Source organism: Kitasatospora sp. NPDC058492 (assembly GCF_042720685.1).
GTDB lineage: Bacteria > Actinomycetota > Actinomycetes > Streptomycetales > Streptomycetaceae > Kitasatospora.
In genome coordinates this window covers 14,637-29,053 of the sequence record NZ_JBHXMU010000008.1, presented here as the reverse complement: position 1 = coordinate 29,053, position 14,417 = coordinate 14,637, and the positions used below count along the sequence as shown (strand labels likewise).

General features: G+C 73.1%; 16 protein-coding genes and 1 pseudogene. 8 read left to right on the top strand and 9 right to left on the bottom strand.

The genetic code is table 11. From position 1 onward, the window contains the following. Positions 1–15: 15 nt before the first annotated feature. Positions 16–1,092: a mechanosensitive ion channel family protein gene (locus ACFWPI_RS07730; RefSeq protein WP_380370858.1), complete on the bottom strand. Its 1,077-nt coding sequence runs from the start codon at positions 1,090–1,092 to the stop codon at positions 16–18. 326 nt (positions 1,093–1,418) lie between these two features. Here ACFWPI_RS07730 and ACFWPI_RS07725 point away from each other — a divergent pair, with 326 nt between their 5' ends. Both ACFWPI_RS07725 and ACFWPI_RS07720 read left to right on the top strand, forming a co-directional pair. Then, a complete protein-coding gene (locus ACFWPI_RS07725) occupies positions 1,419–1,871 on the top strand; it encodes an SRPBCC family protein (protein WP_380370856.1) in 453 nt (150 codons plus the stop codon). Positions 1,872–2,000: 129 nt separating this feature from the next. Next, positions 2,001–2,369 carry a hypothetical protein gene (locus ACFWPI_RS07720; protein ID WP_063352503.1) on the top strand — a complete coding sequence of 123 codons (369 nt, stop codon included), beginning with the start codon at positions 2,001–2,003 and terminating at the stop codon, positions 2,367–2,369. A gap of 323 nt (positions 2,370–2,692) precedes the next feature. Here ACFWPI_RS07720 and ACFWPI_RS07715 read toward each other — a convergent pair whose 3' ends face one another. Beyond that, a complete protein-coding gene (locus ACFWPI_RS07715; RefSeq protein WP_063352502.1) occupies positions 2,693–3,166 on the bottom strand; it encodes a nucleoside deaminase in 474 nt (157 codons plus the stop codon). 182 nt (positions 3,167–3,348) lie between these two features. Beyond that, positions 3,349–3,747 (bottom strand): VOC family protein, encoded by a 399-nt coding sequence (locus ACFWPI_RS07710; RefSeq protein WP_380370852.1) that lies wholly within the window; start codon positions 3,745–3,747, stop codon positions 3,349–3,351. A gap of 96 nt (positions 3,748–3,843) precedes the next feature. On the opposite strand from ACFWPI_RS07710, the gene ACFWPI_RS07705 reads away from it, so the two are divergent. Beyond that, on the top strand, positions 3,844–4,923 hold the full coding sequence (locus tag ACFWPI_RS07705; protein WP_380370849.1) for a helix-turn-helix transcriptional regulator: 1,080 nt from the start codon (positions 3,844–3,846) through the stop codon (positions 4,921–4,923). Positions 4,924–5,051: 128 nt separating this feature from the next. Next, complete coding sequence (locus ACFWPI_RS07700) at positions 5,052–5,966, top strand: NAD(P)H-binding protein (RefSeq protein WP_380370846.1); 915 nt, start codon at positions 5,052–5,054, stop codon at positions 5,964–5,966. Between the two features lie 27 nt (positions 5,967–5,993). On the opposite strand, the gene ACFWPI_RS07695 is transcribed toward ACFWPI_RS07700, so the two are convergent. The 3 genes and pseudogenes from ACFWPI_RS07695 to ACFWPI_RS07685 form a co-directional block, all read right to left on the bottom strand. Beyond that, positions 5,994–6,239: a response regulator transcription factor gene (locus ACFWPI_RS07695; RefSeq protein WP_380370844.1), complete on the bottom strand. Its 246-nt coding sequence runs from the start codon at positions 6,237–6,239 to the stop codon at positions 5,994–5,996. A 362-nt stretch (positions 6,240–6,601) separates the two neighbouring features. Further along, positions 6,602–7,285, bottom strand: a pseudogene (locus tag ACFWPI_RS07690) (cupin domain-containing protein); the annotation flags it as partial. Between the two features lie 14 nt (positions 7,286–7,299). After that, a complete protein-coding gene (locus tag ACFWPI_RS07685) occupies positions 7,300–7,434 on the bottom strand; it encodes a hypothetical protein (RefSeq protein ID WP_380370842.1) in 135 nt (44 codons plus the stop codon). Between the two features lie 181 nt (positions 7,435–7,615). Between ACFWPI_RS07685 and ACFWPI_RS07680 the strand changes: the two genes are divergently transcribed. Further along, positions 7,616–9,022 carry a helix-turn-helix transcriptional regulator gene (locus ACFWPI_RS07680; protein ID WP_380370839.1) on the top strand — a complete coding sequence of 469 codons (1,407 nt, stop codon included), beginning with the start codon at positions 7,616–7,618 and terminating at the stop codon, positions 9,020–9,022. Between the two features lie 41 nt (positions 9,023–9,063). Next, on the top strand, positions 9,064–9,747 hold the full coding sequence (locus ACFWPI_RS07675; protein WP_380370837.1) for a RibD family protein: 684 nt from the start codon (positions 9,064–9,066) through the stop codon (positions 9,745–9,747). A gap of 178 nt (positions 9,748–9,925) precedes the next feature. Here the strand turns inward: ACFWPI_RS07675 and ACFWPI_RS07670 are convergent, their stop codons facing one another. Both ACFWPI_RS07670 and ACFWPI_RS07665 read right to left on the bottom strand, forming a co-directional pair. Next, positions 9,926–10,099 carry a CsbD family protein gene (locus ACFWPI_RS07670; RefSeq protein WP_063352486.1) on the bottom strand — a complete coding sequence of 58 codons (174 nt, stop codon included), beginning with the start codon at positions 10,097–10,099 and terminating at the stop codon, positions 9,926–9,928. A 140-nt stretch (positions 10,100–10,239) separates the two neighbouring features. After that, entirely contained in the window at positions 10,240–11,079 is an 840-nt protein-coding gene (locus ACFWPI_RS07665) for an SDR family oxidoreductase (RefSeq protein ID WP_380370833.1), read from the bottom strand. 110 nt (positions 11,080–11,189) lie between these two features. Between ACFWPI_RS07665 and ACFWPI_RS07660 the strand changes: the two genes are divergently transcribed. Together ACFWPI_RS07660 and ACFWPI_RS07655 are read left to right on the top strand one after the other, a co-directional pair. Beyond that, complete coding sequence (locus ACFWPI_RS07660) at positions 11,190–11,561, top strand: helix-turn-helix domain-containing protein (protein ID WP_063352484.1); 372 nt, start codon at positions 11,190–11,192, stop codon at positions 11,559–11,561. 182 nt (positions 11,562–11,743) lie between these two features. Continuing rightward, positions 11,744–13,282: a bifunctional phosphatase PAP2/diacylglycerol kinase family protein gene (locus tag ACFWPI_RS07655; RefSeq protein ID WP_380370829.1), complete on the top strand. Its 1,539-nt coding sequence runs from the start codon at positions 11,744–11,746 to the stop codon at positions 13,280–13,282. A gap of 12 nt (positions 13,283–13,294) precedes the next feature. Here the strand turns inward: ACFWPI_RS07655 and ACFWPI_RS07650 are convergent, their stop codons facing one another. After that, entirely contained in the window at positions 13,295–14,311 is a 1,017-nt protein-coding gene (locus ACFWPI_RS07650) for a YihY/virulence factor BrkB family protein (protein WP_380370827.1), read from the bottom strand. Positions 14,312–14,417: the final 106 nt, after the last annotated feature.

The following is a 14,417-nucleotide window of genomic DNA, read 5'->3' as shown; positions in this document are numbered from 1 at the left end:
GGGGCTACTGGGTGACTACTGAGCGGGTGGCGGGTAGGGGGCGCGCGGGGTGTCCGGCTCGGTCCGGGGCGCCGGGGTGACGGACACCCGGGGGAGCGCCTCGGGGTGGTGTTCGCAGATGTGCGTCACCAGGTGCTCGCGGAGCTGGCAGCGGAGGGAGAACGCGTCGTCGGCGTTGGCGGCGGTCGCCAGGAGCCGGACCACGATGGTGGTGGGCGTGGTGTCGACGACCTGTAGGGCGCTGCCCTGGCCGTCCCAGAGGGGGCTGTCGGCGAGGAACGCGTCGAACTCCTTGCGCAGCAGGGGGACCGGGGCCCGGTGGTCGAGGTGGAGGAAGGCGGTGCCGGTGATCCGGCTGGAGCGGCGCGACCAGTTCTCGAACGGGCGGCCTGCGAAGTAGGACATCGGCATCACCAGGCGGCGCTGGTCCCAGGTGGCGATCACCACCGCGGTGAGGGTGATCTCCTCCACGGTGCCCCACTCGCCGGACACCACGACCACGTCGCCGATCCGGACCAGGTCGCCGAAGGCCAGCTGCACCCCGGCGAAGAGGTTGGCCAGCACGCTCTGCGCGGCGATGCCCGCGACCACACCGACCAGGCCCGCCGAGGCGAGCAGACTGGTCCCGATGCCGCGTACGGAGGGGAAGGTCATCAGCATCGCGCCCAGGGCGGCGATCGCGATGATCGCCTGGCAGATCCGGCCGAGCAGACCCGCCTGGGTGCGGGCGCGGCCGGCCGAGGAGGGGTCGCGGCGGTGGACGGCGAGGCGGACGGCGCCTTCGACGACGAGCCCGACCGCCCGGGCGCCGAGCCATCCGCCGGAGGCGATCGCCAGTAGGACCAGGAGGTGGTGCAGCTGCTCCCGGGTCTCCGGCGAACCACCGACCCACGGCTGGACGGCGAGGGACAGGGAGGTGGCGAGCACGGTGACCAGGGGGCGCCGGCAGCTGCGCAGCATCCCCGGCATGACGCTGCCGGGCCGGTGCGGGGCGAATCTGCGGACCAGCCGTTCGGCGGTCCGGTCCAGGACGTAGGTGGTCAGGGCCACCCCCGTACCTGCCAGGAGCAGACGGAACAGGCTCCACCACACGCTCGCTCTCCTCCCGCGACGGCCGCAGCGCGGCGCTGTGGGCCGGCCTTCCCCGGGCCGGCGCTGTGGGCGGGCCTTCCCCGGGCCCGCTTCCCGGACCCCGTTTTCCCGTTCGGCGGGATTCACACCTGCCGGAGGTGAGGTGGGGGCCCGGCAACGGCGATGGGCCGTTCGGGTGAGGGGGGTGGGCCGGGGGAGACGGGTGAGGAGGACGGGCCGAGGGTCCGCGTCGAGGGTTCAGGCGGGGTGCATATCGGCCCGGGAACGGGGCAGCCGGGGCTTGAAGGCCCGCCGGCCGGGCGGGCACCGACATGTCAGGAGGAGCGATGCACCGGATCGAGGAGTCCGTCGAGGTGGCGGCGCCGCTCGGCACGGTCTACGAGAGCTGGGTCAGGTGTGAGGAGTTCCCGCAGTTCATGCGGGGTGTGGTCAGGGTCGACCGGTCGGGCCAGGACACCAGCTGGGTGGTCCGGACCGCCGCCGGCCCGCGCGAGTTCAGGGCCGTGACCACGGAGCTGGTGGAGAACGACCGCGTGGCGTGGGACAGCGGCCCTGGCCCGGTGCGGCACCAGGGTGTGGTCACCTTCCACGCCGTGGGCGACGCCGCCACCCGGGTGATGTTCCAGCTGGAGGTCGAACCGCACGGGCTCTGGGAGCACCTCGCCGAGGCCCTCGGGTTCGTCGACCGGCGGGTGATCGACGACCTGACCGACTTCAAGCGTCACGTCGAGGAGGGCGGCGGACCGGTCGAGGCCACGGTCGACGACACAGCGGCATGAACCTCCGGATCGGGGGCAGCCGAAGCGTACCGACAGCCCGATCCGACAGCCCGATCAGGCAGTCAGACCTGACAGCCAAACCTGACAGCCGGACCCGACAGCCAGACCCGACGACGGAAGGAGACGGTCGTGAGTGATCGCGTCAACATCTGGGAGTTCCGGGACACCGCCGGTCACACGGCGGGCACCGACCTCATCGGCTTCCACGTCGAGGCCACCGACGGAGCGATCGGCAAGATCGACAAGCTGTCCGAGGCCGTCGGCGCCCAGCACCTGGTCGTCGACACCGGTCCGTGGATCCTCGGCAGGCGGGTGCTCCTGCCCGCCGGCACCGTGATCCGGATCGAGATCGGCGAGCAGAAGGTGTACGTCGACCGGTCCAAGGACGACATCAGGAACGGTCCCGGCCTCGACGACGGCGCGGCCGACGTGTCGGCCGACGTCCGCGACCGCTACGGGCTCTACTACGACCCGTTCTACGGCGGTCGGATCTTCTGACGAAAGGGAGCAGCAGCCATGCCGTACGGTTCCACGCAGCTCCAGCCCCAGCCGCAGTCCCAGTCCGTCGGACCCGTCAGTCCGCCGAAGCCGGCCGACCCGTCCGCCCCGCCCCTGGTGCCGGATCCTCCGCTGCCGCCCGGTGTGCCCGAGCCGCCGCCGGATCCGGTGCTCCCGGGCCCCGCTACGCCGTCACCCGCGCCGCCCGGGCCTGAGCCCGAGCCTGAGCCCGGCGTGCCCCGCCCGCCCGAGCCGCCGGACTGAGGAGCCCTGAGCAGCCCTGAGCAGTCCGACCGAGGAGTCCCAAGAGGCGGGCCGGAGCGTTACCCCCAGTACCCCGTGTGCACCGCGGCGGCCTCCTCGAAGAGGTGCGGGCCGGACGCCTCCACGGTGCTGCCGCCGGCGGCGAAGACCTGGCGGCACGGCAGGTCGAGCACCGGTTCCTCCGGGTCCACCCCGGCGATGGCGTTCAGCTCCGCCCCGGCGAGCGCGTAGACGACCTTGCGGATTCCGCTCCAGTAGATCGCCCCGGCGCACATCGCGCACGGTTCGGTACTCGTGTACAGGACGGCGTCGACGAGCTGCGTCGGGGCCAGGGTGCGCGAGGCCTCCCGCACCAGATTGGTCTCCGCGTGGGCGGTGACATCGCGGTCGGTGAGCACCGAGTTCTCGGCCGTGAGGAGGACGTTCCCGGCGGGGTCGGTCAGCAGCGCTCCGAAGGGATGGTTGCCGTGCGCCCGGGCGTCGGCCGCGATCTCGATGGCCGCGAGCAGGTGCTCGCGGGTGCGGTCGGTCATGACGTGCTCCTCAGGGGATCGGCGGTGGGGCGGGCCCATGGTGTCGCGGTCGGGCGGGGTGGTGGTACCAGGTTGCCCCAGCCGCCCTCCGCCCGCGACCACCCCCGGCGGCGGCCCGGGCCCGCGGGCCGGCGCGGAGCGTGCCGCCGGGACCGGCCACCGCCCAGGCGGCCGGGCTGTCGTCAGTGGGCGAACTTCTCGACGGCCGCCGGTGTGACGGGGGTGAAGAAGTTGACGAGGTTGCCGTCGGGGTCACGGAACAGGAGCGACCGGTTGCCCCAGGGCATCGTGGTGGGCTCGGTCACGAAGTCGGTGACGAAGCCGGTCAGGTTCCGGTACACGTCGTCCACGTCGGCGACGAGGAATTCGAAGATCACGCTGTTGTTGTCGGCCGGACGGGCGGAGCCGGGCGCGAACAGTGCCACCGTCCGGGTGCTGCCGATCGCGAGGGTCCCGCCGGCGGTCCGCAGTTCGGCGAAGTCCTCGGTGGACCAGTGCGCCTGTACCCCGGTGGCCCGCTCGTAGAAGCCGACGAGGCGTGCGATGTCGCCCGTGATGATCCGGATCGAAACGAAGCCCATGGTGCGCTCTCCTCAGGTCGGTGAAGCCGTTGCACCCCGGACGGTAGAGGAAATAGTGGACAGAATCGGTCCGGTATCAGCGCTAGGCTCGTGGACATGGGCCGACCTACCAGCCGCGTGCTCACCCTCCTGGAACTCCTGCAGTCGGGCGGCATCAGAACGGTGGCCGAACTCGCCGACCGGCTCGGCGTCGACGGGCGCACCGTGCGGCGGTACGTGGACCACCTGGTCGACCTCGACATCCCCGTCGAGGCGGTCCGCGGCCGCTACGGCGGGTACCGGCTCGCCCCCGGGTACCGCCTGCCTCCGCTCATGCTCAACGACGACGAGGCGCTCGCCGTGCTGCTCGGCCTCGTCGTCGGCCGCAGGGCGGGGCTGCTGACGGCGACCGGGGCGGCGACCGGGACCGGGACCGGGACCGCGACCGGGACCGCGACCGGGACCGCGGGCGAGACGGCGGCGGCCAAGATCCGCCGGGTACTGCCCGAGCGCCTCGCCCGTCGGCTCGATGCCGTCCTGGAATCCCTCGCCTTCACGGCCGAGCCCGGCGAGGCGGCCACCCCGGAGACGGGCGTCCTGCTCGCCGTCGCCGACGCGGTGCGCCACCGCCGCCCGATCTCGATCAGGTACACCGCCCGGGACGGCCGGCGGAGCGAACGCACGCTGCACCCGTACGGGATCGTCACCCATGCGGGGCGGTGGTACGTCACGGGCACCGATCCCGAGGTCGATCCCGAGATCGGCCAGGACCGGACCTTCCGGCTCGACCGCATCGCGGACGCGAGGCCCCTGCCGGGCTCGTTCGAGCCGCCCGCCGGGCTCGATCCGGCCCGGCGCGTGCTGTCCGGGCTCGCCAAGGCCGCGTACCGGTACGAGGTGACCCTGCGGATCCACGGGACGGTCGAGCAGATCCGCGCCCGGCTCCCCGCCAGCGTCGCGAGCATCGAGGAGCCCGCACCGGCGCCCAAGGAAGGAACGGATCCGCACACCGAGCGGTGGCTGCACGTCGAACTGCGGGCGGAGCGGCTCGACTGGCTGCCCCCCGTACTCGCCTCGCTCGACCGGCCGTTCGTCATCGAGCGACCGGACGAACTCCGCGGCCTCGTCATCGCGCTCGCCGACCGGCTCGCCGCCTCCGCCCGCCAGGCCTGCGACCCGGACCGGACCGGACACTGATGCGCCCGACGTGCCCCCACGGACGCCGATGCGCCCGTCCTGGCGTCAAGGACCCGCGGAACCTTCCCGGCGCGGGAGCGTTGGCAGTGCACCGGAGGTCCCGGTCAGGTAGGTAGGAGGCAATCGCCGTGCTCGTAGAACCTGTCCTTGTCACCGGCGCCGGCGGCGGCGTCGGCGGAGTCGGGCGAAGGATCCTGGAGCGGTTGCGGGCGCACAACGTGCCCGTCAGGGCTCTCGTGCACCACGACGACGAACGGGCCTCGGACCTGAGGACGATGGGCGGCGTGGAGGTGCTGGTCGGTGACCTCACCCGTGGTGCGGACGTGGTCGAGGCGCTGGCCGGCTGCCGCCGGGCCTACTTCGGGATGAGCGTGTCGTCCGCCTACCTGGAGGCCGCGGCGACGGTGGCGGCCGCCGCCCGGGAGAGCGCCGGCCTGGAACTGCTGGTCAGCATCTCGCAGATGACCGTCTCGCAGATGGACCTCACCAGCGACGCCGAGTCCCGGCAGCAGCGGCTGCACTACCTCGCCGAACACGTCCTCGACTGGTCCGGGGCGCCGGTCGTCCACGTCCGGCCCACCGTGTTCATGGAGAATCCGCTCTTCACCGAGGTGGCGGCCGCTTCGATCCGGCGGGACGGCACGATCCGCCTCCCCTTCGGCTCGGCCCGGACCTCACCGGTCGCGGCCGCCGACGTGGCCGAGGTCGTCACCGCACTCCTGCTCGATCCTGCTCCCCGGGCCCGCCGCGTCTACGAGCTGACCGGGGCTCGATCCCGCGACATGACGGCCATCGCGGCCGAGTTCTCGGCCGCCCTGGGCCGCGACGTGACGTACGTCGACGTGCCCTACCAGGAGTGGCTGGAGCACGACCTCAGGAACCAAGGCCTGCCGGACCACGTGTTCGACCACATCGCCACGATGGCCAGGCTGCACGGCGAGAACCGGTACGACCGGGCGACGAACGACGTCGCCGACCTTCTCGGTCGCCCCCCGCGGGGGTTCGACACCGTGATCAAGGACCTGCTCGCCCGGCAGCCGTAGCCGGCCGGGTGCCGGGGGAGCGGTCGCTCAGAGCCAGCCGCGCTGCGCCGCCTTGAGGCCGGCCTCGAAGCGGCTCGACGCGTCGAGGCGTTCCATAAGCCCGGCCATCTGGCGGCGGACGCTGCGTGCCGACAGGCCCAGGCTCCGGCCGGCGGTCCCGTCGGTGAGGCCGGACGCGAGCAGCCGCAGGAGTTCCTGCTCGGTGGCGCTGAGGCCGGTCCCGGTGTCCTTGCGCCGGTCGGCGCCGAGCGGGACGGCGGCCTGCCAGCCCACGCGGTGCCCGCTCCGGCGAGGGTCACCGTTCCCGTCGTCTGGTTGCGGGTCAGGCGTGCACGGGGCGCTGTGAGTACGACCTTCACCCTCCTGGTGATGGTCTCGCCGTCCTCGCTCCGGGGCGTCGGAAGGCCGATGACGAACGGAAGCGAGGGAGCCTGACGGCCCCCGTGCGTGGTGTCCAGCGATTCCGCCCACCGGGCGGGCAACTCCGGGTCGTCGAGTTCGGAGACGACCGCCCGCCGGAGAGCTGAGACGTAGGCCGCCTGGTCGTCCGCCGGCGCGAAGCGCGGCACGTCCAGGCGTAGGGCCGCGTCGGCGCGCAGCAGGTCGACGACCCAGCCGAGGAGGTCGGCTCCGGTGTGGGAGACGAGGCCGAAGGTCAGGTGGAGGGACTCGCTGCCCTGGTCGGCGGTGACGGCGTGCCACCACCTGCGGGGGAGGTAGAGCATGTCGCCGGCGGTCAGGACGAGGTCGGCGATCGGTTCGCCGGTCGGCTCGGCGGGCGCCTCGACGTCGCGCCAGGTCGGCGCGGTCCGGGTCGGTCCGTAGAGGCGCCAACGCTTCGCGCCGTCCAACTGGACGACCACGACATCGTGGTCGTCCCAGTGGGTGCCGAAGCCCTCCCTTTTCGTCCATGAGGCGTAGGCGTTGGCCTGGACGGGGGTACCGACGAAGCGTTCGAGGTCCTCGGCGGCGGACCGGATCGGTGGGTGGATCTCGTCGATGGCGTCGAGGACGAGGGAGGCCCCTTCGGCCAGGCGGGCGTGGAGATCGGCAGGTTGGAGCCTGTGCCAGGTGGCCGCGCGCCGGTTGGTGGTGGCGGTCGCGTACCGGTGGGCCGGCAGGGTCTCCCCGTCAGCGGAAAGACGGAGTCGGGGCGGTTCCAGACGGTGGGTGGACAGGATGCTGTTCAGGTCGTCCCAGGACAGCAGGCCTGCGACATCGGCGGGGTCGCCCGGGATCACGAGGTGGGAGCGGTGCAGCGTCCGGGCGAGGAACTGGTCCCCGCCCAGACGCGCCGCCCACGAGGCGGTGTCAGGCATCGTGGGCACTCCGGCTAGTTGTCGTTGCCGTCGGAACGGCCGCCGGAGACGTCGGAGGGCTGTTCGGACCTCGCGCGGGCGGCGGCGATGTTCCGCTTGGCCACCAGCAGGCCGTCCTCGTCGGCCTTCGTCTGCACGGTGATCTCCATGCCTTGACCTTCCTTCCCGATCGTGCTCGCCGGTTCATCCGGCGAGACCTCAGAGAACCGCTGCGAACGTGCTTTGAACAGAGCAGAATTGATGCATCGATGAGGCATCCGTGTGGCAAACCGGCGTCTGGCCTGGCATCTCCTGCAGCGGACGGACTTCCAGCGCGGCAGGAGGTGGGTGATGAGTGCACGGCGCGAGCGACTCGTCACGCAACGCGTGAGCGCGGGATTCACGCAGGAGTCCTTGGCGGCCGCGATGGGGGTCGACCGGACGACGGTCGGCCGGTGGGAGCGCGGCGCCGGACTTCCACGCCCGTGGCAGATGGCGAACCTCGCCAGACTACTGAGGGTTGCTCCGACTGAACTCGCCTTGCTGCTGGCGCCTGCCGAAGTGGCGGTGCCCGCTGGCCATGCGCGGTCGGCGCGAACCGCGTCGCCCTCCGGCGGACCTGCTCGGCATGCCACACCCGCGGAGTGGGACGGGTCTGGCGTCAGCGGAGCCCTGGCCGGCGCGGAAGCCGGCGCCGTGTCCATGGCGCTCATGGACGGCGGCGTCCGGGTCGGCTGCCGGACCGCCGACGGGAGGATCGTCTTCGTGACCATGCCGCGCCAGGCCCTGCTGCGGGGTGTCACCACCGCTGAGGGTGCCACTGCCTCGTCGAGGTTCACGGTGCCGGACGTTCGATCCGTCCTTTCCCCGGATGTCCACCCGGTCGAGAACATGAGATCGCTCCGCAGATCGCTGGTCGAGTGCGACAACGTCCTCGGGCCTCGCGAGGTCGTCGCCACGGCACAGGAACACGTCCGCCTCATCCAGCACCTGCGCCGCGAGGCTTCCGGTCGGGACCGGCACGACCTGCTGCAAGTGCAGGCGGAGTACGCCGAGTTCTGCAGCTGGCTCTACCAGGACAGTGGTGACCACCGCGCCGCCCAGTACTGGGCGGACCGAGCCGTCGACTGGGCGACTGCTTCCAGCGACCAGGACCTCACCGCCTACATCATGGCCCGGAAGTCCCAGCTCGCCGGCGACATGCAGGACTCGATCGAGGCCATCGATCTCGCCGCGTCCGCCCAGCGCCTGGCCGGTCCCGGAAGCCGGCTGAGTGCGATGGGGGCGGTGTACGCGGCGCACGGGCACGCACTGGTCGGCGACGAACGGACGGCCCAGCACACCTTCGACCAAGCGTTCTCGCTGCTCGCCGAGCGGCCCGAAGCACCGGTCGGGCGTGGCCGCTGGCTGAACGAAGCGTACGTGGAGGCCCAGCGTGCCCGGTCGTTGACGCTGTTGGGCCGCCACCGCGAAGCGGTGGCAGGATTCGAACAGGCGATCCGGTCCCTACCCGCGACCTACCGACGCGATCGCGGTGTCTACCTCTCCCGCTCGGCCGTCGCCCAACTCTCCGTCGAGGGCCCCGAACGGGCCGCCGAAACCGCCTGTGCGGCGTTGTCGATCGCCGCGGGCACCGGATCAGCCCGGATTTTCACCGAACTGGCCCGACTCGACGCCCTGTTGCGCGGATGGGGTGGTGTACCAGAGGTCGCCCGGTTCCGGCAGGCACTCGACAGCCTCCTGCTCCATGAAGTGTGATCACCAAAGTCTCTGCCGACCTTGAGAGAACGGACCCCACGATGGCTTCCCGCCCCTTCGTCCTGCTGAGCGTCGCCACCACCATCGACGGCAACATCGACGACGCCTCACCCGAGCGTCTGCTGCTGTCGAACGCCGAGGACTTCGACCGCGTCGACGAGGTCCGTGCCGAGTCGGATGCCATCCTCGTCGGCGGCAACACCCTGCGTAGCGACAACCCGCGACTCCTGGTCAACAGCGACAAGCGCCGGGCCGACCGAATCGCGGCAGGCAAGCCCGAATATCCGCTCAAGGTCACCATCTCCGCCAGCGGCGACCTGAGTCGCGACCTCAAGTTCTGGCACTTCGGCGACAAGAAGGTCGTCTACACGACCGACACCGCCGCACCGAAGCTCCGCGAAGCGCTCGACGGCCTGGCCGACGTCGTGAGCACCGGTCCCACCGTCGACTTCGGTGCCCTGCTCGACGACCTCGCCACCCGCGGCGTCGAACGCCTCATGGTCGAGGGCGGCGGGCAGATCCACACCCAGTTCCTCGCCCAGGGCCTGGCCGACGAGATCCACCTCGCCATCGCCCCGCTGCTCGTCGGCGACGCCACCGCCCCGCGGTTCCTCCACCCGGCGAACTACCCCGGTGGCAGCAACCGGCGGATGACGCTTCTCGGAACCCGGACGATCGGCGACGTCGTGCTGCTGCGATACGCGCCCAAGGTCGCGTCCAGCTGATCTTCGGAGGGCTACCCGCCCGCTGGCGAGTCTCCTCGCGACGGCAGGCCACCCCGGTCGACCTCGGGCGTGCCTCTCGACGGACATGGCAGGCTCGGTGGCCCTCCGGCCGGTGGGCAGCCCACGAGTAGCCGGCCGGGGCGGGGCGGCCGCGCGGGCGCGGCCGCCGTGCGCCGGGTCAGTCCTTTCCGACGTCCTTGATCTTCTCGCCGGCCTGCTTCAGGTCGCTCTTGATCTGTTTGCCCCGGCCCTCGGCCTCGACGACCCGGTCGCCGGTGGCCCGTCCGGCGGCCTCCTTGGCCTTGCCGTGGACCTTCTCGGCCGCGTTGTGCAGCTTGTCCTTGGCGCTCATCGGATCACTCCTCTCGGTAGTGGGGGCTCGGTCCGCCCCGGACGGCGTCTGCCCGGGATCGGTGGTTCCACACCCGGAACATCCAGAGTCGGCCGTGGGCCGTGAGCCGGTGTGGTGCCGACAGGGCCGGTTGGGCGGGCTCAGCGGAAGGCGGCGACGTTGCGGGCGGCCCAGGCGGCGAAGGGGCGCGGGGCGGTGCCGAGGACCCGCTGGACGTCCGGGCTGACGCGCAGCTCGGACGGGTTCGGGGAGCCGAGGATGTCCAGGGTGTCCTGGGCGAGCTCCACCGGCATGCCCTGGGCCATGGCGGCGCCGGCCTCGTCGCGGGTGAGGTCGTGGAACCGTACCGGCGAGCCCAGGGCGGCCGCGATGGCCTGCGCCTGCTGGCGCGGGGTGATCACCTCCGGGCCGGTCAGCTCGTACACGCCGCCGTTGTGCCGGTCCTCCAGCAGGCAGGCCGCCGCGACGTCGGCGATGTCCGCCGGGTCGACGATCGGCACCCCGACGTCGCCGAAGGGCGCGGCGACGACCCGCTGTGCGCGGACGGACTCGGCCCACCACAGGGCGTTGGAGGCGAAGCCGCCCGGCCGCAGGATGCTCCAGTCCACGCCGGACCCCCGCAGGACGTCCTCCAGTTCGCGCATCGCGATCCGCGTCGGGCCGAAGGGCCTGGTCGCCACGCCCTGCGAGGAGAGCAGGACGATGCGGCGGACCCCGCCGGCCACGGCCTGGCCGATGAGGTCGGCCGGGTTGGCCCCGGCGGCGTGCAGGTCGCCGGACAGCAGCAGGAAGAGCGCCTTCGCCCCGGCCAGCGCGGGTTCGAGGCCGGCCGGCCCGGCCAGGTCGGCCGCCACGTGGCGGACACCGTCCGGCACCGCCGCCGCGTGCCGCGACACCGCCGTCACCTGCTGGCCCGCCTCGGCCAGCGCCCGCGTCAGCGGCCGGCCCACATTGCCGGTAGCCCCGGTCACCACGATCATGGTCAACTCCTCGTTCGACGTCCGCCGTGGCCGCTGTGGCCTCGGTGGTCCTCACGCTAGGAGCCAGGGCTAACCCTTGGTAAGGACATACCTTGACGTAAGCTCAGGACATGGTGGTAGGTGTGCAGCACAGGCAGGGCGAGGCCGGGAAGCGGTATGAGGTGTTTCACACCGACTGCCCCGCGCGCGACGTGGTCGACCACGTGACCAGCAGGTGGGGCATCTGGGTGTTGATCTCCCTGCAGAGCAACGACCTCCGGTTCTACGAGCTGCGCGAGAGCATCCACGGCATCAGCGAGAAGATGCTCGCCCAGACCCTGCGCGCGCTGGTCCAGGACGGCCTGGTCTGGCGGAAGGTCGAGCCGACGACACCGCCCCAGGTCACCTACGGGCTGACCGAGTTCGGTCAGGACCTCGGCGAGCCGCTGGCCGAGCTGTTCAACCGGATCACCCGAGGGTTGCCGCCGCGCGACGCGGGGTAGCGGCGCGGGGTGGCAGCGCGGGGTAGCGGCGTGGGACGGCAGCGCGGGGTAGCAGCCACACCGAGCCGCCCTGCTGGGGGAGTTCCGGACCCTGTACGCGGCCCGTCACGGCCGGCCGGCCGCCGCGACACACCCCCGGCCTCCTCCCCGGCGTTGTCGCCCGCGCGCCGTAGGTTCGTCGGATGAAGCGACTGAAGACCACACGACTGGACGCCATAGACCGAGCCCTCTTCGACCGCATCGCCGCCGCGCCGCTGCACGGCACCCGCCCCTGGCTGCGGGCCCTGAGCCGGGCCGCCGACCACGGGGTGCTGTGGATGGGCACCGCCGCCGTCCTCGGCGCGGTCGGCGGACGCCGCGGGCGCCGAGCGGCCCTGCGCGGCCTCGGCTCGCTCGCCATCGCCTCGGCCACCGCCAACACCGTCGCCAAGCACGCCACCCGCCGGCCCCGCCCGGTGCTGGACGCCGTCCCGGCCGTGCGTCGGCTGCTGCGCCAGCCCGTCACCACCTCCTTCCCCTCCGGTCACTCCGCGTCCGCGGCCGCCTTCGCCGCCGGTGTGGCGATCGAGTCCCCGCTGCTGGGCGCGGCCGTCGCGCCGGTCGCGGCGGCGGTGGCCCTCTCGCGCGTCTACACCGGCGTGCACTACCCGGGCGACGTCCTGGCCGGTGCGGCGCTGGGTACGGCGGCGGCCGCCGCGACCCTGCACTGGTGGCCGCGCTCGTCCGACGTGCCGCCGCCCGCCGCCCCGGCCGCCTGTCCGGCCCCGGCCCTGCCGCAGGGGAGGGGGCTGTCGGTGGTGGTCAACTCGGGCTCCGGCAGCGGCTCTCCGCTCGCTCCCGCCGCCGAGGACGTGGCCGGGACGCTGCGCGCCCTGCTGCCCGAGGCGGACGTCCGGGTGTGCGGGCCGCAGGACGACCTGGCGAAGACATTGACGGAGGCCGCCGACCGGGCCGCCAGGGCCGGCGGCGCGCTCGGGGTGTGCGGCGGCGACGGCAGCGTCAACCTGGCCGCGGCGCTGGCCGTCGAGCGCGCGCTGCCGCTGGCGGTCTTCCCCGGCGGCACCCTCAACCACTTCGCCCTCGACCTCGGTGCCACCACCCACGAGGCCACCGCCGAGGCCGTCCAGGCCGGCACCGCCGTCGGCGTGGACCTGGGCCTGGCCGCCGACGACGCCGGCGCCCGGACCTTCGTGAACACCTTCAGCCTCGGTATCTACCCCGAACTCGTCCACCAGCGGGAGAAGTTGGAGAAGCGCATCGGCAAGTGGCCGGCCCTCGCGGTGGCCGTCGCCAAGCTGCTGCCGACCGCCGAACCCGTCACCGTCCACGCCGACGGCCGCCCGCACCGGCTGTGGCTGCTGTTCGCCGGCAACGGGGCGTACGAACCGGCGGGCTTCGCCCCCACCCACCGCGCCGCCCTGGCCGACGGACAGCTCGACGTCCGGGTCGTCGACGGCGGCCGGCCCTTCGCCCGCACCCGCCTGGCCGCCGCCTTCCTGTCCGGCACCCTGGACCGGTCCCGGGTCTACCGGGCCGCCCGGCTGCGCGCCCTGGACCTGGACTCCCTCGGCGACGCCGCCCGCATCGCCGTCGACGGCGAGAGCGTCCCCGCGCGCGGGGCCCTGCGGCTGTCCAAGGCCCCGGCCGGGCTCACCGTGTACCGGCCCGCGACCGCCGCCCCGGCGAGCGAGCTGCACCGCCCGGGCCGGGACGGGCGGTAACCGCAGGGGGTGTCACCGGGCGCCGGGGGAGGACGGGCCGTGCGGGCCGTCCTCCCCGGCCCCGCCGGGCCGCTCCCCGTCGTGGAAGGAGACTTCGACGTGCTGTTCGGGGCGGCGCTCCTCCTGACGGGCGACGGAGGACAGCACCTTCTCGTCGGCGGCGGTGAGCGGCGGCTGCAGGAGGCTGCGGGGCCACAGCCGACGGGCGAGCACCGCGTTGGCCTCGGCGGCGTACACGGTGATCTGCGCGGCCAGGTAGAGCCAGGAGAGCAGGCCGATCACGGTCGCGAAGAAGCCGTAGACCTGGCCCGCGTGGCGCAGTTCGTGGGTCACCAGGAGCGAACCGAACGCCTGGAGGACGGTGAACAGCGGCCCGGCGACGACGCAGCCGGGCAGCAGGGCCCGGGTCGGGATCTCGCGCGGGGTGAGCACCCGGAAGCAGGCCAGGCACAGGGCGGTGTTCAGCAGCGCCGAGACCAGCAGGCCCCCGACCCGGGCGGGCACCCCGCCCAGGGCGCTGCCGACCAGCGAGGCGGCCGCCGTACCCAGCACCAGGCCGGCGGCCAGGACCGTGAACAGCAGCAGGCCGCGCGCCAGCCGGGGCCAGTAGCCGGGCCGCTGCACCCCGGGCACGTTCCAGACCTCGGCCATGGCGTGCTGGAGGACCTGCGTGATGCCGAGCGCCCCGTACAGCAGGCCGAGCGCGCCGATGGCCAGCGCCAGGCCGCTGCCCTGGAGGGAGTGGACGTTCTGGCGCAGCTGGTCGCCGATGATCGGGAAGTCGGCGAGCGCCGAGTTCAGCACCGACTGCTGGGCCCCGGGGTGGCCGTGCAGGACGAAGCCGAGGACGGTGCTGAGCAGGAGCAGCAGCGGGATCAGGGCGACGAAGCCGTAGTAGGTGATCAGGGCGGACAGCAGCCCGCCCCGGTCGTCCCCGTACTTGCGCAGGACGCCGATGACGACGGCGGGCACCCGGCGGTGCTGCTGGAAGCGGTCCACGGCGCGCAGGCCTTGTTCGATCGGGTTCATGCCCCGGCGTCTGCCCCGGTCCGCGCCCGCGACACCCGCCGGTTCCGCCCCCCCCGTGGCGGCTCGGCTGCCCCGGTTCGCCGCGGACATGCGCCTGCCCTGCCCG